The 22050-nt window shown below is 29.3% G+C and carries 22 protein-coding genes and 2 riboswitches; of the genes, 1 reads left to right on the top strand and 21 read right to left on the bottom strand.

Annotated elements, in window-relative coordinates; translation table 11 throughout:
- Positions 1 to 24 precede the first annotated feature (24 nt).
- Positions 25 to 215, bottom strand: a riboswitch (cobalamin riboswitch).
- The 3 genes from cobD to BFN48_RS05815 all read right to left on the bottom strand — a co-directional run bounded on the left by cobD (position 183) and on the right by BFN48_RS05815 (position 3706).
- A complete protein-coding gene (cobD, locus tag BFN48_RS05825) occupies positions 183 to 1226 on the bottom strand; it encodes a threonine-phosphate decarboxylase CobD (RefSeq protein ID WP_176718833.1) in 1044 nt (347 codons plus the stop codon). (Overlaps the previous riboswitch by 33 nt.)
- 30 nt (positions 1227 to 1256) lie before the next feature.
- Positions 1257 to 2213, bottom strand: a complete 957-nt coding sequence (cbiB, locus tag BFN48_RS05820) for an adenosylcobinamide-phosphate synthase CbiB (protein WP_069649960.1) — start codon at positions 2211 to 2213, stop codon at positions 1257 to 1259.
- Complete coding sequence (locus tag BFN48_RS05815; protein ID WP_069649959.1) at positions 2213 to 3706, bottom strand: cobyric acid synthase; 1494 nt, start codon at positions 3704 to 3706, stop codon at positions 2213 to 2215. The genes cbiB and BFN48_RS05815 overlap by 1 nt, the downstream gene beginning before the upstream one ends.
- Positions 3707 to 3827: 121 nt before the next feature.
- Positions 3828 to 4008: riboswitch (cobalamin riboswitch) on the bottom strand.
- 229 nt (positions 4009 to 4237) lie between these two features.
- Here BFN48_RS05815 and BFN48_RS05810 point away from each other — a divergent pair.
- Positions 4238 to 5509 carry a M14 family metallopeptidase gene (locus BFN48_RS05810; protein WP_069649958.1) on the top strand — a complete coding sequence of 424 codons (1272 nt, stop codon included), beginning with the start codon at positions 4238 to 4240 and terminating at the stop codon, positions 5507 to 5509.
- Positions 5510 to 5967: 458 nt separating this feature from the next.
- Here BFN48_RS05810 and ppsA read toward each other — a convergent pair whose 3' ends face one another.
- The 18 genes from ppsA to BFN48_RS05725 form a co-directional block, all read right to left on the bottom strand.
- Entirely contained in the window at positions 5968 to 8316 is a 2349-nt protein-coding gene (ppsA, locus tag BFN48_RS05805) for a phosphoenolpyruvate synthase (RefSeq protein ID WP_069649957.1), read from the bottom strand.
- Between the two features lie 119 nt (positions 8317 to 8435).
- Positions 8436 to 9269: a carbon-nitrogen hydrolase family protein gene (locus BFN48_RS05800; protein ID WP_069649956.1), complete on the bottom strand. Its 834-nt coding sequence runs from the start codon at positions 9267 to 9269 to the stop codon at positions 8436 to 8438.
- 45 nt (positions 9270 to 9314) lie between these two features.
- A complete protein-coding gene (gene ndk / locus BFN48_RS05795) occupies positions 9315 to 9710 on the bottom strand; it encodes a nucleoside-diphosphate kinase (protein WP_069649955.1) in 396 nt (131 codons plus the stop codon).
- Between the two features lie 452 nt (positions 9711 to 10162).
- Positions 10163 to 10534, bottom strand: a complete 372-nt coding sequence (locus BFN48_RS05790) for a hypothetical protein (RefSeq protein WP_069649954.1) — start codon at positions 10532 to 10534, stop codon at positions 10163 to 10165.
- A gap of 20 nt (positions 10535 to 10554) precedes the next feature.
- A complete protein-coding gene (locus BFN48_RS05785; RefSeq protein ID WP_083238825.1) occupies positions 10555 to 11910 on the bottom strand; it encodes a TldD/PmbA family protein in 1356 nt (451 codons plus the stop codon).
- Between the two features lie 2 nt (positions 11911 to 11912).
- The gene (locus BFN48_RS05780; RefSeq protein ID WP_069649953.1) at positions 11913 to 13301 is read right to left on the bottom strand and encodes a TldD/PmbA family protein; all 1389 of its coding nucleotides are present in this window, start codon (positions 13299 to 13301) and stop codon (positions 11913 to 11915) included.
- Between the two features lie 24 nt (positions 13302 to 13325).
- Positions 13326 to 14186, bottom strand: coding sequence for a GNAT family N-acetyltransferase (locus BFN48_RS05775; RefSeq protein WP_069649952.1), 861 nt, complete (start codon positions 14184 to 14186; stop codon positions 13326 to 13328).
- Positions 14187 to 14320: 134 nt separating this feature from the next.
- Positions 14321 to 14479, bottom strand: a complete 159-nt coding sequence (locus BFN48_RS12420) for a hypothetical protein (protein ID WP_176718832.1) — start codon at positions 14477 to 14479, stop codon at positions 14321 to 14323.
- Between the two features lie 81 nt (positions 14480 to 14560).
- Positions 14561 to 15142: a hypothetical protein gene (locus BFN48_RS05770; protein WP_069649951.1), complete on the bottom strand. Its 582-nt coding sequence runs from the start codon at positions 15140 to 15142 to the stop codon at positions 14561 to 14563.
- An 87-nt stretch (positions 15143 to 15229) separates the two neighbouring features.
- Positions 15230 to 15754: a DNA topology modulation protein gene (locus BFN48_RS05765; RefSeq protein WP_069649950.1), complete on the bottom strand. Its 525-nt coding sequence runs from the start codon at positions 15752 to 15754 to the stop codon at positions 15230 to 15232.
- 30 nt (positions 15755 to 15784) lie between these two features.
- Positions 15785 to 17011, bottom strand: a complete 1227-nt coding sequence (locus tag BFN48_RS05760; RefSeq protein WP_176718831.1) for a WD40/YVTN/BNR-like repeat-containing protein — start codon at positions 17009 to 17011, stop codon at positions 15785 to 15787.
- Between the two features lie 85 nt (positions 17012 to 17096).
- Complete coding sequence (locus BFN48_RS05755; RefSeq protein ID WP_069649948.1) at positions 17097 to 17534, bottom strand: C-GCAxxG-C-C family protein; 438 nt, start codon at positions 17532 to 17534, stop codon at positions 17097 to 17099.
- A gap of 218 nt (positions 17535 to 17752) precedes the next feature.
- Complete coding sequence (locus tag BFN48_RS05750) at positions 17753 to 18541, bottom strand: ABC transporter permease (protein WP_176718830.1); 789 nt, start codon at positions 18539 to 18541, stop codon at positions 17753 to 17755.
- Positions 18516 to 19469 (bottom strand): ABC transporter ATP-binding protein, encoded by a 954-nt coding sequence (locus BFN48_RS05745; RefSeq protein ID WP_176718829.1) that lies wholly within the window; start codon positions 19467 to 19469, stop codon positions 18516 to 18518. The genes BFN48_RS05750 and BFN48_RS05745 overlap by 26 nt, the downstream gene beginning before the upstream one ends.
- An 81-nt stretch (positions 19470 to 19550) precedes the next feature.
- Positions 19551 to 19874, bottom strand: coding sequence for a hypothetical protein (locus BFN48_RS05740; RefSeq protein WP_069649945.1), 324 nt, complete (start codon positions 19872 to 19874; stop codon positions 19551 to 19553).
- On the bottom strand, positions 19875 to 20573 hold the full coding sequence (locus tag BFN48_RS05735; protein ID WP_069649944.1) for a hypothetical protein: 699 nt from the start codon (positions 20571 to 20573) through the stop codon (positions 19875 to 19877).
- Positions 20574 to 20615: 42 nt separating this feature from the next.
- A complete protein-coding gene (locus tag BFN48_RS05730) occupies positions 20616 to 21134 on the bottom strand; it encodes a hypothetical protein (protein WP_069649943.1) in 519 nt (172 codons plus the stop codon).
- 24 nt (positions 21135 to 21158) lie between these two features.
- Positions 21159 to 22010 (bottom strand): class I SAM-dependent methyltransferase, encoded by an 852-nt coding sequence (locus BFN48_RS05725; protein ID WP_069649942.1) that lies wholly within the window; start codon positions 22008 to 22010, stop codon positions 21159 to 21161.
- Between the last annotated feature and the right edge of the window lie 40 nt (positions 22011 to 22050).

Genomic DNA, 22050 nt, shown 5'->3' with positions numbered 1-22050 from the left:
TAAAGCCTATATCCCCGTAGACTTTAAACTTAAATATATAAGCGAAGTATCCTGACTTAGATTCATCACCTATTAACGCCTTCCCAAGAATTAACTCAGTGGCAAATGTTAATAGGCTCCTCATCACAGTGGCGGGACCGTATGGGATTCTCACCAATTTCCTTCTGCTTATATATTGTATTTTATTGTAAAATCTCTTTTATAGCATTAATTAGCTTCACATTATCTTTATGACTTTTAATAGCAACCCTAAAATAAGTATTGTCTAACCCAACAAAATCATCACAAACTCTAATATAGATATTATATTTCATTAATTTTTCTCTCATCTCATATGCATTGCCTTTTTTAACTCTGCATAAAATAAAATTCGCTTGACTATTAAAAAAATCAATACTTTTCATTTTTTTTAGCTCTTTATATAAATAACTTTTTTCAGCTTGCAGCCATTTTTTAGACTCTTTATAAAATGCTTCATCATCTAAAATTGTTGAAACTATCGATAAAGCAAAAGTATTTATTGTCCAAGGCTCTTTGTATTCATTCAATTTATTAATAATATTACTATTAGCTATACCGTATCCAAGCCTTAATCCTGGAATAGCATAAAATTTTGTCATTGACCTAAGAATAAATATAGGAAATTCTTTAACATGATTTACACATGATTCTTCGTCAGTAAAATCTATAAAAGACTCATCAAGCAATAAATATGCTCCAATTTCTTTAATATAACTAATAACAGGTAATAAGTCTTTATATCTAATAAAATGACCAGTTGGATTATTAGGATTGCAAAGTATTAATAAATCAGGCTTTGTTTCTTTCAAATACCCCAACAAAGCATTTGTTTCTAAATTAAAATCATTAGAATATGTTAGTTCATAATTGCAAATAATACTTCCTGTTAAATTAAATGCTCTTAAATACTCATTAAAAGTCGGCTGTATAATAACTACTTTATTAGGACAAAAAGCTCTTGCAAATAGGTATATTAATTCAATTACTCCATTCCCGATTATCACTTGAGAAGTTTCAACATTTAATCTATCGGCTAATACTTTCTTTACGCTTTCTCCATCTATTTCTGGATATCTATTTATTGTATTTATGCTTTCAATGAGCTTTTCTTTTACTTTTTCAGTTATACCTAGGGGATTTATATTAACACTAAAATCTAAAACTTTTTCCTGATTTTCTCCATAATATCCTCCGTGCTTATTCATATAATACTCCTTCCATTCAGTAAACTATAGTTACAGTAATTTTAAAATCGTAACAATAATTACTATTAATAGAACCTCTGCTGCATACATAATTTTTATTACATCTTTTATATTGATAATACTTAGCTCTCTATTTTTATCTCCTATAGTAGGTTTGTACACTTTCTGTCCAAAATAAATATTTGTTCCACCTAGCTGAATATTTAATAGTCCTGCAACCACAGCTTCAGAATACCCACTATTAGGACTTTTATGATTCCTTTTGTCACGTTTTAAAATCATATATCCATTTTTAAAATCGTACCCAATTAAAAGCCCAGAAATAAGCATAAGTAAGCTGCCTACTCTGGCAGGTATGTAATTCACTACATCATCTAATTTTGCAGAAGCGTAACCTATTTCTCTATATAGTTCGTGAATATAACCTACCATTGAATCTAGTGTGTTAATAGTTTTATAAAAATAAGCCATTTCTACAGGTATGCCTAGTGCTAGTCCAAATCCTATAAACATTAATGGTGCAATTACTCCATCTATTGTATTCTCAGCAATAGTTTCAACTGTTGCTCTAATTACCTCTTTCTCTTGAAGTTGACTTGTTTCTCTTCCAACTAAATAAGAAAGCAGTTTCCTTGCTTTATTAATATTCTCTTCTTTTAATGCATAATAGACTTTCATTGTTTCTTTCTCAAGACACCTAGCTGCTATGGAAGCATATACTAAATAAACTGAAAGTATGAAACCTAATTCAAAATGTATAATATATGCAAATTTTATTAAATAATGAATTATAACCAGAACTGTTGTTAAAGTTGCAAAAGTTAAAATAAATCCACCTTTTCTTTTAGATAATATATTGCTTTTTCTAATAAACTTTTCATATTTTGCTATTAATTTACCTATATACTTTATAGGATGTGGCCAATTATGCGGATCGCCGATAATGTAATCTAAAATAACTGCTATTATTAGAATATATATTTTCATTATTTCAACCCCATAATTTTCTTTATACCATCTAAATCAACATGTTTTCTAACTATTTCAGCTAATTTAGCATATTCTTTCTCTTTAATCTCCTTATAACTCATATTGCAATTAGATACTTCTATACCTTTCTTTTGTTTCAGCCAATTAACAAGTTTTTCTCTAAAATTATCATTTTCAAATATCCCATGTAAATAAGTTCCAAATACCTTTCCATCTGCACTTATTGCCCCGTCATATCTTCCTTCATCCAATTTGATAAATGGCTTTGAATCCCCAATAAGTTCTGTCTCACCCATATGAATTTCATAACCTTCTATTTTGTAATCAATATTTTGCTCTAAAAAACAATTATCTGCAATTATTTTTCCAAAAACCTGTTTTGTGCACTTAGTTTTCTTCATAGTAGTCCTTATCTCTAATAAAGATAGTCCATTAATTCTTTTTAATATTGACTCTACTGAATAAAAGTCAACAATTTCTAAACCAAGCATTTGATATCCACCACATATGCCCATAATTGGTATGCCTTTTTTATGTTTTTTATAAATTTCTCTATCAAAGCCTTTTTCAAATATGTAATTCATATCGGCTATAGTATTTTTACTGCCCGGCAATATAATCATATCAATATCATCAAAGTCTTTCTTTTGTACTATATATCTAACATTTACATCTTTTTCAAAATCAAACGGCGTAAAATCGCTAAAATTAGAAATATAAGGAGTTTTAACCACTCCAATATTAATACCACCTGTATTTTTTTGCTTGAATCTTGAAGTTTCACTATCTTCGTCATCTATATATAACTCCATATAAGGTATAACCCCTAAACATGGCTTGCCAATCTTTTCTTCTAACATTTTGATACCTGGTTCAAGTATTTTTATATCTCCTCTAAATTTATTTATAATAAACCCCTTAATTCTATCTCTCTCTTTTTTTTCTAAAAGCATAATTGTTCCATAAATTGAAGCAAATACTCCACCTTTATCAATATCCCCAACTAAAATAACTGGAGAATCAACCATTTCTGCTAACCCCATATTTACAATGTCATTTTCTCTTAAATTGATTTCAGCTGGACTACCAGCACCTTCTATAACTACTATTTCAAATAACTTATCAAGCTTATTAAAAGACTTTTTAATTATTTCCACCAATTTATGTTTTTCTTTGTAATAATCTTCTGCTTTCATATTTTTATAAACTTTACCTCTAACTATAACCTGACTACCTATTTGACTAGTTGGTTTTAGTAAAATAGGATTCATATCAACAATAGGCTCAATCTTTGCTGCTTCTGCTTGTACAACTTGAGCTCTACCCATTTCTAAACCATCTTTTGTTACAAAAGAATTTAATGACATATTCTGTGATTTGAAAGGTGCAACTGAATAACCGTCTTCTTTAAAAATTCTGCAAAACGCTGCTGTAATAATGCTTTTACCCACAGAAGAACCTGTCCCCTGAAGCATAATTTTTTTAGCCAACAAACCAGCTCCTTACATATATAGTCAAATAAGGGAAAATGTAGTTGAGAGAAGAAATAAAAAAACACATAGAGGTAACTATGCGTCTATGAAAAGAACTACATACTTCCCTCCGAAGTATAAGTCTACGACTTTCAAGGCAGGTCTCCTGGCTCGTAGTTCATCTTACTCTCTTCCCCTTCCCGGTTACCCAGTGGTTATGGAAGATTTCATCCCTACTCACAGTAGCGGGGGCTGCAGAGGATTTTCACCTCTTTCCCTTTTAAGTTCCGTAAAGGAACACCTTGAAATCTATGGAATTGTATCAGCCAATTACATTATATTTAAATTAGATTTTTTTGTCAATTAAATTTTCTTTAAATTGTGATTATTTTGTGATAATGCCATCTAATAAATATTGTTTAAAAAATGAAATTAGAATAAACTTTAGTAACTAAATCTATTCTTTATCAATAAATTAATAATAAGGCCACTTAGTTGTATGTCATTTATTTTTTTAACTCTAAATTTTAATTTAAAAGAGGTGTGGTTATGAAGATAATAAGATTTGGCACAACTGGAACTGAAATAATGAAGATACAAGCAGCTTTAAAGAAAACTGGCTACTATACTGGTCCTATAAATGGTATTTTCAACATTAATACTAAAATAGCTATAAAGAATTTCCAAAAAGACAGAAATCTCCCTGTCACAGGAGAAATTGATAAAGCTACTTACTACCAGATTAAAAGATTAATCTTAGGTTATGATTACTATATTATACAAAAAGGAGATACACTATTTGATATTGCTGAAAAATACGATACGACTATCGATAAAATCATTACAGCTAATCCAAATTTAGTACCTTATAACTTAAACATTGGTGAAAAAATAGTAGTTCCTTATAATATTGATATTGTTGATACTAACATAAATTACACCTATGATATTTTAATAGGTGATATAAAAGGTCTTTTAGCCAGATATCCTTTTCTACAATCAGGTAGCATTGGTAGAAGTGTACTTGGTAGAAAGCTTTATTATTTAAAATTAGGTAAAGGTAGTAATGAAGTGTTTTATAATGCTGCTCACCACTCATTAGAATGGATAACTACTCCACTACTAATGAAATTTATTGAGAATTTTTGCAAAGCATATAGCGAAAATAAATCTATTAAAGGTTATAATACTCGTGAAATATTTGAAAAAAGCAGTATTTATATAGTTCCTATGGTAAACCCTGATGGAATAGATTTAGTACTGAACGGCTTAGATAATAATAATCCATATTACGATGATCTAATTAAATGGAATAATGGAAGTATGGATTTTTCTAAAACATGGCAAGCTAATATACATGGTGTAGACTTAAATCATAATTATGATGCTTCATGGGAAGAGTCCAAAAAAGCTGAACCTTTATATGGAATCTATGGTCCTGGTCCTACAAGATATTCAGGTCCTTATCCTGAGTCCGAACCAGAATCCAAATCAGTTGCAGATTTTACTAGAAAACATGATTTCAGGCTCGTTTTAGCATATCACAGTCAAGGAGAAATAATCTATTGGAACTATAAAAATCTAGCCCCAGTTGAAGCATTAGAAATAGGAAAAAAACTTTCTCAAGTAAGTGGCTATTCATTAGCTGAAGCTTATGGTATTGCTAGCTATGCAGGATATAAAGATTGGTTTATAAAAGAATATCATAGACCAGGATATACAATAGAAGTCGGAAAAGGAAAAAATCCACTTCCTATATCTCAATTTGATAAAATATACGCCGATAATGAAGAATTACTGCTATTGGCGGCGATTGTATAGGTACTAGGTACTGGGTACTAGGTGCTAGGTGTTGGAAATATAAAGTTGAAAATTGAAAATGGAACAAAATCTTTGTTTTAAATAAATTTAGGAAGATTTTGTTGAAATCCATAACGGAAATTATATTTAAAATTTTTTACAATATTAATAAGTTTATAATTTTCTATGGATTATAAAATTATTTGGCTACTCGTCATTCGCTATTCGCTTTTCGAATATCGAACAACCTTTCTAAAATATTTATTAAAATAAAAGCGAATGCTTGTAAAAATTTAGATAGAAAACTAGATGAAAATTAAAAGAAAATCCGTAGGCTTAGCATGGACGCTAAGCCAGCTTCCCAGAGTCAGGACGACTCATTGGGAGCGTTAGGATTTTCTGAAAATTTGAATCTAAAGTTTTCTCTAAATTTTTTCGCATGAGTCTTATTTTCATAAATATGTTTACTTTACTCACTTTTATAGCTTTCTAATTTTATTTAAAATAATTTTCTGTTCAACATGTGCAACTAATCTTCTTGTATAATCAACTACATCTGGATTGACACTTATACTATCAATTCCTTCTTGCACTAGAAATTCAGCAAATTCAGGATATAGTGAAGGAGCTTGACCGCATATAGATACAGTCTTACCATATTTATGAGCTGCTTTTATTAATGTTTTTATTGCCTTCTTAACTGCTGGATTTCTTTCATCAAAATATCCCATACTATTCAAAATTCCTGAATCCCTATCTGCACCTAATATAAGTTGTGTCAAATCGTTACTTCCTATACTAAATCCATCAACAAGTTTAGCGAATTCTTCAGCTTCAAATATTACAGAAGGGACCTCTGCCATTATCCAAATTTTAAAGTTATTTGTTCTTTCTAAACCTTCTGAAGCCATTATTTCCATTACTTTTTCCAATTCCCATGTTGTTCTTACAAAAGGAAGCATAGCCCATACATTTATTAATCCATATTCTTCTCTAACTTTTCTTAATGCTTTACATTCTAATCTAAAGCCTTTCTCGTATTCAGGAGATATATATCTTGAAACACCTCTCCAACCAATCATAGGATTGTTTTCAATTGGTTCTACTTCTTCTCCACCTTTTAACCCACGAAATTCATTAGTTCTAAAATCACTTAGCCTTACTACTATTGGTTTTGGATATACTTCTTGAGCTACTAAAGTTATTCCCTCTGCCATTTTCTCAATGAAATAGTCTTCCATCCCATTTTTTAATAAATACATCGGATGAGCTCCTACTAGATTTGAAAAAATAAATTCTGTTCTCATAAGCCCAATTCCATCAAAAGGTAAATTTTTATACTTACTTATGATTGATGGTTCACCCAAGTTCATATATATTTTAGTACCTGTAATAGGTGCTAATTTGTACAGTATTTCTTCATTTAAACTAATCCCTTCTGTTCTTTTGTTTTTATTCTCATCATCTGTGCCCAATACTTTACCTTCATAAACAACTCCTCTTGTAGCATCTACTGTAACTATCATACCTTCTTCTAGTACTTCTGTCGCCTTTTTTGCTCCAACAATACATGGGATTCCTAATTCTCTTGATACAATGGCAGCATGACAAGTTCTTCCACCTTCATCTGTAACAACAGCTGCAGCTTTCCTCATTGCCGGTACCATATCTGGATTAGTCATTACAGTTACTAATATATCTCCTTCTTTAACTCTTGAAATCTCGTTAATATCATTTATCTTTATGACTTTTCCACTATTTATACCTGGTGATGCAGATAATCCTCTAACTAAAACATTCAGATTAGTCTTGATCTCAGTCATATCTTTACTCTCCTTTAAAGTTGTAATTGGTCTAGCCTGTAAAATATATAATTCTTTAGTATCATTATCAATAGCCCATTCTATATCTTGTGGTGAATTATATAACTTTTCAATCAAAATTCCTTGTTTGCTTAATAATTTTATCTCATCATCATTTAAGCATTGTGAAATAGCTTTATCATAACCTAAAAGGTCTTTGACACCAATCTCTACTGTACCAACCCCATTGTCTTTTCTAACTATCATAACGTTTTTCTCTGCGATATTCTTATCTTTAATCTGTAATGTATTTTTATCAATAATATATTCATCTGGTGTAACTATTCCAGAAACTACAGCCTCACCAAGTCCCCAGCTTGCATTTATCATTATCTCATTAATATCATTAGTTACAGGGTTTGCAGTAAATAAAACTCCAGATTTTATACTGTTAACCATTTTTTGCACAACTACACTTAATGAAACTTCAAAATGATCAAAACCTTGCTTTTCTCTATAATAAATAGCACGTGCAGTCCAAAGTGAAGCCCAACATTTCTTGATATGCTTTAATACTTCTTCTATTCCCTTTATTTCTAAATAAGTGTCCTGTTGACCTGCAAATGAAGCTTCTGGTAAATCTTCAGCAGTAGCAGAACTTCGAATGGCAACATACAAATCTTTTATATTCAACTCTTTAATAATCTCATTATATGCATCTACTATTTCAGTTTTAATATTTTCAGGTATATCATAGCTTTCTATATATTCTCTTATTTTAGAACTTCTTTCATATAATTCAGAAGAATCTTCTATATCTAAGTCATTTATTAAATCTTCTATTTTTTGTTTAAGACTATAATATTCAATAAAATAATTATATGCATCTGAAGTAACACAAAAACCTGGTGGAACATTAATTCCATTTCTAGTTAGCTCTCCAAGGTTTGCTCCTTTACCACCAACTATAGATAAATCTTTCTTATCTACTTCTCTAAACCATTTTATATACTTGTATACTTCCATCAAAGGCTCCTCCTTTATAATAATTCTATATATATATTATATCACATTTCATTAAATGTGTTATACTTTTTAAGTTCTTTTTGATTTGGTATGTATTAAAAAAAGGAGCATTATGCCCCCTATTTTTGCAAACTTATCTGATACAAATCTTTCCTCAAGTGTTTCAATATAGGTAATTGTTTTCTAATCTTTTCTACTCTTTTTAAATCTATTTCCTTAATTAAAATTCCTTCTTTTTCATCTAATTTTCCTACTATACCTCCCCAAGGATCAGTTATAATTGAATTGCCATACGATACATACGATGCACTTTCATTTCTAGCTGGTGCTGTACCTATCATATAAATCTGATTATCTAATGCCCTCATTCTAAACAATAATTCCCAATGAGCAGGCCCAGTTGTCATATTAAACGCAGCTGGCACAATTATAACTTTGACACCTTTTAGAGCCATCAATCTAAACAATTCAGGAAATCTAATATCATAGCAAATTGCCACACCTATTTTCCCATATCCCGTATCTACAATAGTTAAACTATCCCCTCTGCTCAATACATCTGATTCTCTAAAACTAATTCCCCCTTCAACATCTATATCAAACAGATGTATTTTTCTATGTTTGCCGATAATGTTGCCTTTTTTATCAAAAACAAAGCTCGTATTATATATATTACCTTCATCATCTTTTTCTGGTATAGAGCCTCCTATTAAATAAATACCTCTTTTTTTAGAAACTTCTGATAACATTTTGATAGTTTCCCCATCTGGATATTTTTCTGCATATTTAGGAAAATAACTATTATTATAAGGACAATTAAACATCTCAGGTAGTACAACAAGCTCAGCTCCCATGTCAGCTGCTCTATTTATCATTTCTTTTGCCTTTTTTATATTCTCTTTCTTATCTTCACTAACTAATAACTGACATAACCCTAATTTTAATTTCTCCAATTTACTCACTCCCCATTCTATTACTTAACCTTATTAAACTTTTCTTTAAAACCATATATTTATCTCTCTCTTAGCAGCTTCTATACTGTCAGATGCATGTACTATATTTTTAGTTACACTATTTGCATAATCCCCTCTAATAGTTCCAGGTAATGACTTCTTAGGGTCTTTATGTCCATTCATATTTCTTATTACTTCTATTACATCTTCACCTTCTATAATCATTACCATTACAGGACCTTCCATCATATAAGCAACCAGTTTTTCAAAATAATCTTTACCCTTATGCTCTGAATAATGCTCCTCTAAAGTCTTTCTATCAGCTCTTATTAGCTTTGCATCTAAAATTTTAAAACCTTTTCTTTCATATCTACTAATTATCTCACCTATCAGCCCCCTCTTAACACCGTCTGGTTTTATAATAACTAATGTTTGCTCCATAAAACCCCTCCTTCTGTATTAATTATAATTATACCCTATATACAAAAAATCCAACCAATAAGGTTGGATTTAGCTTGTGACAAAGTTAATCTTTTAAAAATACATTTTCATTTTATCAGTGATACTTCTCATAGTATTACCAACGATAAGAGTATTAGCATAATCATCGAAGAAAATCAATATACCCATTAACCAAGTTGCAAATAGTGTAGATTTGCTATTTTTTGCTTTGGAAACTATAAGCTTAGCAATTCCATTTGTACCTCCATTTTTACTTAAGATACCTATAAGTCCTCCTATAGAAAGTTAGGTGCGTTAGGATTTTCTAAAAATTTAAGCCTATAGTTTTTTCTAAATTCTTTCGTATGAGCGTTATTTTCATAAATATTTTATTTTGTCTACAGTCTGAATCCAACCAATAAGGCTGGATTTTAAAATTTAATATATTAATTTTACTTACTAAATATTGTAAACAGTAAAGCAATAACTATCATAGCCAATATATATATTAAATTAACATTTTTATACCACTTAGTTTCTGAATTAAAAAATACCTGTTTTACCTGTTTGACTTTATCGTTCTCTTTCTGTTCTTTTTGTTTTAATTTAGGATCAATTTCAAATATTTTTTTCTTGAAATAACTTGATAAAGTATTTTTGACAACAATATAATATACAAATGTAGCAAATACAAATAATAATTTGTTTTCGCCTATATTAAAAATATTAAAATACTTAAGAGCTAAAAATATTAGAAAATATGCAATAAGCATTGCAACAAGTGTAAAGTAATATTGTTTAATGATTTTTCTTTTTTTATCCATATAACTGCCCTCCTTACTACTTATATACCAGAAACTGAAAGCTCTTTTATCTTTAAAGATGGTGAACCAATAAAACCATTCCCCATAGGTAATGCAAACTTCAAATCATTACCTACTTCTAATACATTATTTAATAAATCATAAAAATTACCAGCTATTGTTATCTGATTTACAGGTCTATTTATTCTTCCATCTACTATTTCATAACCTGATGATGCAAGCGAAAAGTCTCCAGAAACAGTATTTAAGCCCGAATGTAGCCCCTCTACATTGGTTATAAGTATACCCTTTCTAATACTTTTTATCAGTTCATCAAGACTTTTATCTCCTTTTTCAATATACATGTTTGTTGGCGATATAGAAACAGGTGATTTAAATGAAGATTTAAAGCCATTCCCTGTCGACTGCACTCCATCTTTTTTAGCAGTCTTCGTATTATGCAAGTATGTTGTAAGTACCCCTTTATCTATAACCTTTTTATATTTTGTAGCTACCCCTTCACTATCAAAGCTGCAAGAAGCAATTCCACCTTTCATAAATGGATCATCTACTATTGTTATAATTTCATTTGCTATCTTTTTATTTAATTTACCCTTAAGTAAAGATAAATCTTTTTGAACATTCTCAGCTGAAAAGATAGGTGAAAAAGCTTCTAAAATATTAGCTGCAACATCATTTCTCAATATTATTGGATAAGCATCAGATTTAATACTCTCTGCACCTAACATCGAAATCGCTTCATCTACCGCTTGCTTAGCTAATGCTTTATAATCAAATTCAGAGAAATCATTTGAAATTACATATTTACTGCTAGTCTTAACATCATCGTTTTCTTTTACCATTACATTCACATAAGCATAAGCAATATTAGACTTATTCTCCAAATCCAGTCCTTTTGTATTGACAAGCATTGTGTATAGAGACTGCTTACCAAAAATACAATGAGGTACAGATACAACCCTACTATCAAGCTTTAGAGCTTCCTTTTCCAATAATTTTATAAATTCTATTTCATCTTTAGCGCTAACATTTTCTAATTTATCATTAAAACTGTTAACTTCTCTATAAGTGTTTGACCCCGCAAATATTTCTTCAATATCCTCACTGTCTATTACCTTTGCATTTTCTATAGCCTCATTAATTAGCATATCTATCGATGTTTCATCTATCTTTTCTGTATAAGAATATCCCATTTTACCATTATACAAACATCTGAATGAAAGACCTTCTTCTTTTGAAATACTATAATTATCTATTTCGCCTTTAAATACTCTTAAATTAAAATTATTACTTCCTTGGATATAAACTTCCATATCTTCTAGACCTGCTTTTCTACCTTCTTCAAATATTTTATTTATCAAATCTCTCCTATCCACTTCTATTCACCCTTTCTTCCGCCTACTGTCATAGATTGAACTCTAATGGTAGGTTGTCCTACATTAGCTGGAATACTACCGCTAACTGACCCACACATTCCCTGACCAAATCCTAAATTATTGCCTACCATATCTATTTTCTTCAAAACCTCTAAACCATTGCCGATTAATGTAGCTCCTCTAACAGGCTTCTCTATTTTTCCGTTTCTAATCAAATAACCTTCCATAACAGCAAAATTAAAATCACCAGTTGATGTATTTACTGAACCTCCACCCATATATTTTGCGTATAGACCATATTCTGTATTGGCTATTATTTCTTCCTTAGTTGATTTACCATTAGCAATATATGTATTTGTCATCCTTGAAGTCGGAGCATATTTGTAAGATTGTCTTCTGCCAGAGCCTGTTGATTTTACTCCCATTCTTCTACCGTTTAACTTATCAACCATGTAGCCTTTTAGTATACCATTTTCAATAAGTATATTCTTCTGAGTCGGAGTACCTTCATCATCTATATTTTGTGAACCCCATGCATTCGGTATTGTACCATCATCTATTGCAGTAACAATCTCTGATGCAACTTTTTCCCCTATTTTCCCTGCAAATATTGACGTTCCTTTTGCTACAGAAGTAGCTTCAAGTCCATGCCCGCAAGCTTCATGGAATATTACACCACCAAATTCATTATCAATAATTACTGGCATTTTACCACTTGGACAATAATCTGCATATATCATAGTTTTAGCGATTCTTGCTGCTTCTTTTGCATAATCTTCAATATTTATTTTCTCATAAAACTCAAACCCCATATGAGCACCAGGAGCATAAAATCCTGATTGCATTTCTCCATTTCTTGAAGCTACAGTTTGTATAGCTGTTCTCGTTCTTACTCTTTTATCTTCTACATAAAGTCCTTCAGTATTAGCAATCAAAACATTTTGCTCTTCATCTAAATATCTAACAGTAACTTGAGTTATAACTTCATCATAATTTTTCGCTGCAAAATATGCTCTTTTCATCAATTCAATTTTTTTAGATTTCTCTATAGTGCTTGGTAATAGTACTATGTTATGTATGTTTTTTATATCGCTTTTCATCAAATTTAAAGTAATATCGCCTTTTGCCCCATCTAAAGCCAAAGCTGCCTCTTTTGCTACTTTTAAAAGATTTTCCCTTGAAGAATTATTTGTATATGCATACACACTATTTGTTTTATTAAATATCCTTATTCCTATTCCAAAATCTCGTCCTGATACTGCTTTCTCAATCTTTCCACCTATCATTAAAAGACTATTATTAAATTTGTCTTCAACAAATATTTCTGCAAAATCTCCACCTGTAGATAGAGCCTCAATCAAAACATCTTCTATTACTGATTTGCTTAACATTTTAATTCCCTCCTTGTCCAATAATTAAACATATTCATACACAAATACATCTGCCTGATAATTTCCAAAAGTTTCAAAACCAGCTTTATAAGCAGATTCTTTTATATCTTGTATATCTGGACACATAAATGAAAGCCAATCATATCCACCTTCTAAATATTTTGAAAAGGCAAAATTGATACCATCTAAATAATATCCTTTTCCACCTAAATATGATATTGAAAGACCTTTCCCCTTTGCCTTTTTATTGCTCAATATAATTGTAGACTTAATATTTTGATCTTCTTTTAATACATATACTGAACCTTCATTTATCAATTCTTCAAGTAACTCTTCTGTTACTTTCATGAATGTCCAATCAAATGATAAATATTCATTGCTAGCTTTCATTTCATTACTATTTAAAATATATTTGACTTCTTCAACTCTAGTTGCCTTCTCAAAATGTTTTATATTTGATAGGTTTAAATTAATCTCACCTGATTTATAAAAAAATCTAAATGCAGTAGTCTTTTTGAAACCAAACTTTTCAATAATTTTTATGCTTTCATAATTCTCTATATAAGTAGATAAAGCTAAAGACTTATACCCTTTTTTCTTAGCCTTATCAATATAATATTTGGTTATTTCTTTTCCTATCCCCAACCCTCTAGATTTACTATCTACTCTTATTCCTTCAAGCCAATATTCTTCAGGTCTTAATACTGTAAATTTAGCAAAGCCTTTTACCTTCCCATCAATTTCTGCTACTGTAAATTCTCCTTCTTTATCAGCTATCCATTCGTCTACAACTAACGGAATATAGTCCTCCCCATCCCATATAGTCTTTGAAATACTTAATATTGACTCTTTATCTTGTTCTGTTGCTCTTCTAAGATTAATCATAGTTAAATACTCCCCCATCAAAATATTATCTGTTAATAAAAATCTATCAATGAATCCAACTATTGTCAACAATTAACTTTATCAAAGCAAAATTTTAGCAGAGGTTTTTAACACCTCTGCCTAAAGTAGGTATTTTATTGGCAATAGCAGCAAAACAATACTACTAACAATAAGAAGAAGAACAATAAGCTATCGTTTCCATCTCCGCACCAACCACAATCATTAAAGAATAGAACTAATAATAAGAAGAAAAATAATAAACTTTGATCATTATAGAACAATCCTTCAGCCACTCAAACTCCCTCCCCAAATATGTTATAGGTTTCGCCTAATACATACTATTCTAGAAGGGAGTTTTTGGTTACAAAACTTAACTAATATATATCATCTGATTTAATTATTTCCATTATTTTTTCTATTTTTCTAATTTGCTTATTGGTTTTCTCGTCTAGAACAGGCTTAAAACATTTTATAAAATTCACCATAGATTCAACCTTATTTGCATTAGATTGTATAGCCTGTTTTTTATATCCTGCTATATTAGCTTTTGCTTCATATATTCTTTCTTTAGAATCTACAGCCATACTAATTATTTTTTTATCTTTCTCATTCACATATTTTGATATTTCTTTTAATATTCTTTCTTTTCTCTGTATTCTGTCCATATCTGATAATGTATTTACAACTTCTTTTGAATAATCACCATCTGCAAGCCTGTTAATCTTATAAATTATCTCTAATACATCTTGTACTTTACTTAAAATTTTCTGATCTTTTTCATAAAAATAAGGTTTAATATTCTTCATCATCTCAATTCTATCTTCAACATTAATATTTCCTAAATTAATATTTAAATTTTTAGCTCCAAATAAAAGGAATAAAGGTATTATTATTCCAATCGAACCGAATGAATTCTTAGAATTTTGACTTTCATTATTAAGTAGTTTATTATACATACTTAGATTTCACCTCTATTCTTTTTAGCATGTCTAGTCATTTCTAATATATTTTATGCAAATATAGAATAAAGGTGAAAAAAGATATCAATCAATAACATGTATATTTTTTACATTTTCAATAAAGCGTTCTATCTCTTTTTTACCTTTCAAAATATATATCTCTTTTTCTGTTAAGCAGTTTTCTAGCTTAGCTAATATTTCTGGCTTATTCTTAATTGGATATTGCCATATCCACTTTAAAAATTCCCAATCAATTTTTTCATCACATCCTTGAGTTATATCAGGCCTTGATTTCCCTTTATACATGAATCTTCTTTTTATTGCTCTATATATACAAAATAACCTTGACATATCAATAAAAATAACTGTATCAGCTAACTCCAGTCTCATATCTAATGTACTTCTATAATTACCATCTATTATCCATGAATCTTTTTCTAAAAACGCTTTTAACTTACTTAAAAACTCTTCTCTTGGCGCTTCTATCCATCCTGGTTTCCAATGGATTGTGTCTAAATGCAAAACATCTATACCTGTTATTTCTCCTAATCTTTTTGCTAAAGTCGATTTTCCTGAGCCTGCTGAACCGAGAATTAAAATTTTTTTCATTTCTACACCTCTTTATCTATCTTGAAAAAACTACTTTTTAATTTCAATTTCTGACCATGTATATCCACTATCATTAGTCTTATATAAGTGCCAAGTTCCCGATTTTGAAGTATCTTGTCTGGTAATCCAACCAATATTACTATTAACTAATGTGAACTTTACATTCCCCTTAAGATTTATATCTGTTGTAATTTGCTCCCAATGTCGTGCTCCATTTTTTGTTTTATAAATATACTGATCACTAATAATCCATCCTTCTTGTAAATTAATAAAATCTATCATAAATTTTCCAGATACGGTTATAGGAATAGATGATTTCCAAGTAGCTCCTCCATCTTTCGTTTGAAAGAAAACTATCTTACTCTTGTCTTTTGTATCTTCAAGAAATACTCCCCAAAACACCCCCTCTTTATCTGAAAAAAATTTTGGTAGTGATATATGTAAGTCGGCATTAAGCAATTCCATTTCCTTAGGAATTGGAAGTTCTTCTGCATGCCATGTGTAACCACCATCTCTTGTAATATAAAACATTCTTTCATCTGCTCCACTACAATCTACTACTATCCATCCAGTCTTTATATCCCTAAAACTTATTCCGTATTTATGTCCAGCAAATGGCAATGCACCAAGTGTTTCTTTATCTGGTTCATTCGTCATTATTTTTATCCAGTTATCTCCACCATCTTTAGTATAGAAAATTTCTACAACTTCACTTCCTAAAGCTCCGTCAGTATTTGCCATAAGCCATCCATTATTCTGGTCTATAAAATCTAATGCAGCAACATTCCTTATACCATTAAGTTCTTTAACATCCCAAGTTTGACCTCCATCGGCAGTCTTAAGGATTATTGCCTTAAGTTCATCTGTATTGCCTATTACGATCCAACCCAAATTGCAATTAATAAAATCATATACAATACCATCTGGCAATTTCCCAATTGAATATTTAGCTGGAGTTACTTCACTCCACGTCTTACCTCCATCAATTGTTCGCAAAATATCATTCTCTTCAAAAATAAACCCTAACCTCTCATCAACCATTACAATACACTTGATTGCCAATGATTGTTTTACTTCCTTTACTGTATCAGTTTTATCATTTATTTTTTTAGTTGCTGGCACTTCTGTTTCTATAGACAAGTTTTGCTTATCTTTATATCTTGTATCAAAATTAAGAAGCACAAATAATGTTAATCCAACCAACACTATGATTGAAACTAGTTTCCAACGAACCATATGTTTTCTTCTCCTATCCATATTCATAAAACCTAAGCCAATTAATGTAAACTACTATCTTAAATGTTTATAATACTAGAAAAACTGTACCATTATCATACTCCTATCATAAATTACATATATTTTCAATAATTTCAATTGCATCAACAACAAACTTTGGACACTGCGTTACAAAAAGTTCTTTCTCTTCTGCTATTCTCATTCCTTCTTCAGTACTTATATCACACTCTAATAATTCCTTACATATAACACTACCATTACGTAATCTAAATTTATTTAAGAATTCTTCTATAAGTGTGTATGTCTTTTCTTTTGCTAATTTATCTTCTGAATCTTTAGGCCCATATTTAAGCCCTATTACCATTAAGGCTCCAGTTACTGCTCCACATGTTCCGCCTTGTCTCATTCCTCCACCAAAACCACAAGAAATCTTTAATGCTATTTCAGAACTTAATCCTAATTTTTCGCTAAACATTGAAAATACCGCTTGTGAGCAATTAAAACCTTTATTAAAACACGATATTGCATAATCTTTTTTATTCATTAGCATCTTCCTCTCATATGTTATTAATCTCTTTCGAGTTAATTTTAACATACAATATCCGTATCAATTAACATAAATATAGAAGCTGTAATTTGTAAGTAGAAAAACTATTCGTCAAATGGAGTCGTACCCTTTGAGTCCTTTATTAATACAACATATTAAAAATAATCAGTAGTAACTCCTCTTCCTACTTTTTAACCTCGTTCTATATTTAAAAATTAAAATCTTGATGTTGACCCTTCAGAAGTTGCTTTATCAAAAGCTAACTTAAATATAATGATCCCTATGATTAAATAAATCAAAGAATTTATCGATAGAAATACTATATCTTTTAATCCAACAAAATTTCCATTAATAATTGTACTTTTCATTAAATCTGTTCCTTTTGTAAAAGGTAAAGCATAAAAAACATTTCTTAAACCCTTCGGAATATTTGAAAAGTCAATAATACTAGTCCCTAAGAAAAAAATACTTATAATAAATGCAAGTTGTCCTGTTCGCTTATATCGAATTGTTATACCTCCTAATAGATATGAAAACCCAATTGTTCCAATTAACATAATCAAGAAAATAATTATTAAATCTCTATTTATCATCAAAGATACTCCAGTAGATAAAACTAATAACAATCCCAATGGAAAAATTATTAAAGTATTTATTAAAGAATATACAAGTAATTTGACAAAGTAAATCTTTATTATACTGTTATGAGTAAGACATAATTGTTCAAAAGTCCCTTCTACTAGTTCTCCATAAATACCATTACTCATAAAACTTATGGTAAATGAAAAGAAAAACCATGACATATAACCAACTATTTGCATTGATATTATTCTTTCAATTTCTTCTTTAGGCATTTTGCCCATATTATTTACTATAAAGAAATAAAGCCCCATGAATAAAACATAATAGACTACTATATCAGTAAGAAAACTTAACATATATCTTTTTTTAAGTATAATACTTTTTCTCAATTCACTTTTAAATATTAATATTGATTCCTGCATATTTCTCATCATCCCCTTTTATAATATCCATAAACACATCTTTAAGTTCAAAATTGACTTTTTTGATATTAAATAACTTGATAGAAAGACTATTTAAATAATTTAGGATTTCTAATATTTCATTATCTTCTTTTAAAGTAATTCTTATTTGAGTTTTGTTGTCACTTTCTTCCATGTAAGCTGTAAAATTTTCATAAATATTATTTTTAACCTCTTGCTGTAATATCTGAGTCTCTATTAAATATGTAATATTGTCCGAGTAACTCTCAAGAAAACTTATATCCTTGTCTAATACAAGAACTCCTTTATAAATAATAGTTATTCGGTTACACAAATCACTTACAAATTTTAAATTATGAGAAGTTATGATAATAATTCGGTCTTTTGAAATAATCTTTTTGATAATGTCTTCCATCGAATCAACTGATTCGACATCTAACCCCAATGTAGGTTCATCTAAAAATAAAATTCTAGGTTCATGAATCATCGCACAACATATTGCTACCTTTTGCTGCATACCTCTTGAAAGCTTACCACATTCAACATTTCGCTTTTCCTTCAATTTAAATATTTCTAAGTATTCATCTATTTTCTCTCTAATTTTTTTACGGCTTATACCTCTTAGTCCTGCAAAATATTCCATATTTTCAATTGGTGTTAATCTCCAATAAATATTCCTATTTCCTTCTAATACTGCACCAATATTTTTTATGTATTCTCTTCTGTTTCTATTAATAGATACTCCAAAAGCTTCTATCTCACCATAAGTCGGTTTTATTAACCCACAACTCATTTTAATAGTTGTAGTTTTACCAGCCCCATTCGGTCCTAAAAAACCTAATATTGTTCCTGTTTCAATATTTAAATTTAGCTTATTAACAGCTACAAGTTCCCCAAATGATTTGCTTATTTCTGTATATTTAATCACTATAACCACTCCCTCATAATTTAAGAAAATTACAATATGAGACTTAATAAATTTATATATAACATCCTTTACTTACTAAATTCAATTAACTTTATAAATATCGTCTAATAATTTTAATTTTTGTTCATACTCATTAGATGATAATAGACCTATATTTTTTAAAACTTCCAATATTTTCTTGTCTGCTTCATAATTACTATTTTCTGTCTGTTTAACTGCTTTATCAACAAAATCTTTAAATTCATAAGAGGTGAAAACTCCAATCTTTTTCAACCTTAAAAGTTTGCCCATTATTTCACTTGAAATGATAAAACCCTTTTCCTGATTTTCCTGCAGTAAATTCACTCTTGAAAGAATAGCAATGTTAAGTAAAAAAATAATTAAAATAATTAAAACAATTAACATTTAAAACCCCCCTTTAACTTCATCCAAACAATAAACCTTATATCCATCTGGCAAACTAAATATGCTAATTGTTTTTAAATCATTTATTATATACTCTTTTATTCCATTATTTGACTTTATTTCTTTTATTTTTTTACCATCAACCTTTTCCTTCACATCTATAATTTTTTTATCAACAATATTTACTAAATAACAATTTTGAGTTTCATCAATATTAAAAAAGGACCTTGGTATCATATGTAAATATGAACTATCTTTATTTTGCAAATCATCTATAATTGGATTTCTTATTATAGATATTAATTGTACAAACTCATCTAAAGTAAAATAATTACTTTTTATCACTCTATTTTTCTCTGAACCCCCTATTAACTTATCCCATACAATCAATTCATGATCTCTTCTATTTAAATGCATAATCAGTTTTCTGTCTCCAAAAAACGTTTCTTTAAATACAGTAATATTCATACTTCTAATAGTTTTATCATTTGATATAAGCATAGTAAAATTTGCAATATAATACTTAGATTTATCAACATCATTACCTTCAACTAAAGCTAACATCTTTCCTAAATCAAAACTTTCAAAGTTTAGTTCATCGATTTTTACAATTTCTTTTTTATCTTTATTAAAAGTAAATACTATAGAAGAAATAATTATAAATATTAAAATTACCACAACAATAAAACTTTTTTTCATAAAATCACCTCTAAAATTGCACAATACCCTCAATAGTCTTTTTTATAAATCACCATATTTTATTATTTCATCTCTTATAAGTTCTTTCGATAAATTAAGTGCTTCTTCTCTACTTTTAGCTGGAGCTGATATCATAAGACCATTCTTACAATTCCAATGACCTTTTGAATAATCCCCCTTATCATCAGGCTCAAATAATAGTATTGCAATTTTATCAAAAGTATTACTAAAATAAATTTTCCCATACATTCTAAATTCACCAATATCTTCTTTATACCCCATTAAAATATCACTATTGTATTCATTAAGTTCTAGATTTACATTTAAAAGTTTTTCATCACCTAAACAAATTTCACCTTTAAATTGGTTTCCTAAAAATATCTTTTTGGTATACCACCCTTTAATTCTTACTACAATATCTTCTTTATATGAAATATCTCCTAATCTGTATTTAATACCATGAAAAGTAATATTATATTTCCTAGGAAAAGTGTAAAAAAAATAAAATCCTATTACTATAATTAAGCATGCTAAAATAATTTTTCGATATTTTCTTTTCATCTAATCCTCCTAGATCTTATGTTGTTAATTTTGTTTTTTCCTTGCAATTGCTATAAAATGAGGGCTCATGCCCATTATGCTTTTTTCTTCCTCCACCATTCTTGCTATTTTTAGCATCCTTTTCCTACTGTCTTCAAGACTCCATTTTTCTTCAAATGCTGGTACTATCCATATTGGTCCTTCTACAGCTATATTTTTTTCATGCTCTAGTCCTACTTCTTTAATTTCGTTTGCTAATTCATCAGGTAAATGAAAATAAGCTCTTGCTATAAATCCAGGATATTTTTCTGGTCTTATATGTTGCCCATCTGTTAATTCTCTTTCAATCATTTCCATAAATTCATCTTCTTCAATTAAATTATTCTTTTGTCCGTATACCGATAAACCATATAAAGTCGAACCAAATCTAGTTATCGCAGCTATTATCACTATTCCTTCTTCTTTAAGTACTCTTTTCGCTTCTTTTAAAGCCAATAGCCTCTCTTTTCTTTCTGTTAAATGATATAGAGGACCCATTAATAAAACTATATCTGCACTTTCATCTGGTCTATTAATTCGTCTTGCATCTGCTACTTCTATCTTGTAAATATTATTTTCATTTTCGTTTTTTGATTTTTCTTTTGCTATTTCCACCAGTTTTGGAGATAAATCAAATAAATGAACTTCATGTCCTAGTTTTGCTAACCATCTTGAATATGTACCAGCACCTCCACCTATATCGTATATTACTAACTTTTCTTTTGATAAATATCTCGATATTATATCTTTTGTTCTTTCAAATTCGATTTTACCTATCCCACACTGTAACCTATCTGCTTCTATTCCTTTATTATAGTATTCTAATATTTCCTCTACGTTTTTTCTGTTATCAGACATTTAAATCTCTCCTTTCAGAAAATTACTTTTTATTAATATT

The organism is Caloranaerobacter ferrireducens (assembly GCF_001730685.1).
Classification (GTDB): domain Bacteria; phylum Bacillota; class Clostridia; order Tissierellales; family Thermohalobacteraceae; genus Caloranaerobacter; species Caloranaerobacter ferrireducens.
Note: the sequence above shows the minus strand (reverse complement) of the source record. Positions and strands in the feature narration are given on the sequence as shown.

Excerpts from the sequence above, each read along its gene's own strand:
- BFN48_RS05760 (WP_176718831.1), bottom strand. The coding sequence starts at position 17,011 with ATGGATAGGAGAAGAAAACATATGGTTCGTTGGAAACTAGTTTCAATC.
- BFN48_RS05755 (WP_069649948.1), bottom strand. The coding sequence starts at position 17,534 with ATGAATAAAAAAGATTATGCAATATCGTGTTTTAATAAAGGTTTTAAT.
- BFN48_RS05765 (WP_069649950.1), bottom strand. The coding sequence starts at position 15,754 with ATGAAAAAAATTTTAATTCTCGGTTCAGCAGGCTCAGGAAAATCGACT.
- BFN48_RS05730 (WP_069649943.1), bottom strand. The coding sequence starts at position 21,134 with ATGAAAAGAAAATATCGAAAAATTATTTTAGCATGCTTAATTATAGTA.
- BFN48_RS05780 (WP_069649953.1), bottom strand. The coding sequence starts at position 13,301 with ATGTTAAGCAAATCAGTAATAGAAGATGTTTTGATTGAGGCTCTATCT.
- BFN48_RS05770 (WP_069649951.1), bottom strand. The coding sequence starts at position 15,142 with ATGTATAATAAACTACTTAATAATGAAAGTCAAAATTCTAAGAATTCA.
- BFN48_RS05810 (WP_069649958.1), top strand. The coding sequence starts at position 4,238 with ATGAAGATAATAAGATTTGGCACAACTGGAACTGAAATAATGAAGATA.
- BFN48_RS05775 (WP_069649952.1), bottom strand. The coding sequence starts at position 14,186 with ATGATTAATCTTAGAAGAGCAACAGAACAAGATAAAGAGTCAATATTA.
- ppsA (WP_069649957.1), bottom strand. The coding sequence starts at position 8,316 with ATGGAAGTATACAAGTATATAAAATGGTTTAGAGAAGTAGATAAGAAA.
- cbiB (WP_069649960.1), bottom strand. The coding sequence starts at position 2,213 with ATGAAAATATATATTCTAATAATAGCAGTTATTTTAGATTACATTATC.
- cobD (WP_176718833.1), bottom strand. The coding sequence starts at position 1,226 with ATGAATAAGCACGGAGGATATTATGGAGAAAATCAGGAAAAAGTTTTA.
- BFN48_RS05725 (WP_069649942.1), bottom strand. The coding sequence starts at position 22,010 with ATGTCTGATAACAGAAAAAACGTAGAGGAAATATTAGAATACTATAAT.
- BFN48_RS05735 (WP_069649944.1), bottom strand. The coding sequence starts at position 20,573 with ATGAAAAAAAGTTTTATTGTTGTGGTAATTTTAATATTTATAATTATT.
- BFN48_RS05750 (WP_176718830.1), bottom strand. The coding sequence starts at position 18,541 with ATGCAGGAATCAATATTAATATTTAAAAGTGAATTGAGAAAAAGTATT.
- ndk (WP_069649955.1), bottom strand. The coding sequence starts at position 9,710 with ATGGAGCAAACATTAGTTATTATAAAACCAGACGGTGTTAAGAGGGGG.
- BFN48_RS05790 (WP_069649954.1), bottom strand. The coding sequence starts at position 10,534 with ATGGATAAAAAAAGAAAAATCATTAAACAATATTACTTTACACTTGTT.
- BFN48_RS05740 (WP_069649945.1), bottom strand. The coding sequence starts at position 19,874 with ATGTTAATTGTTTTAATTATTTTAATTATTTTTTTACTTAACATTGCT.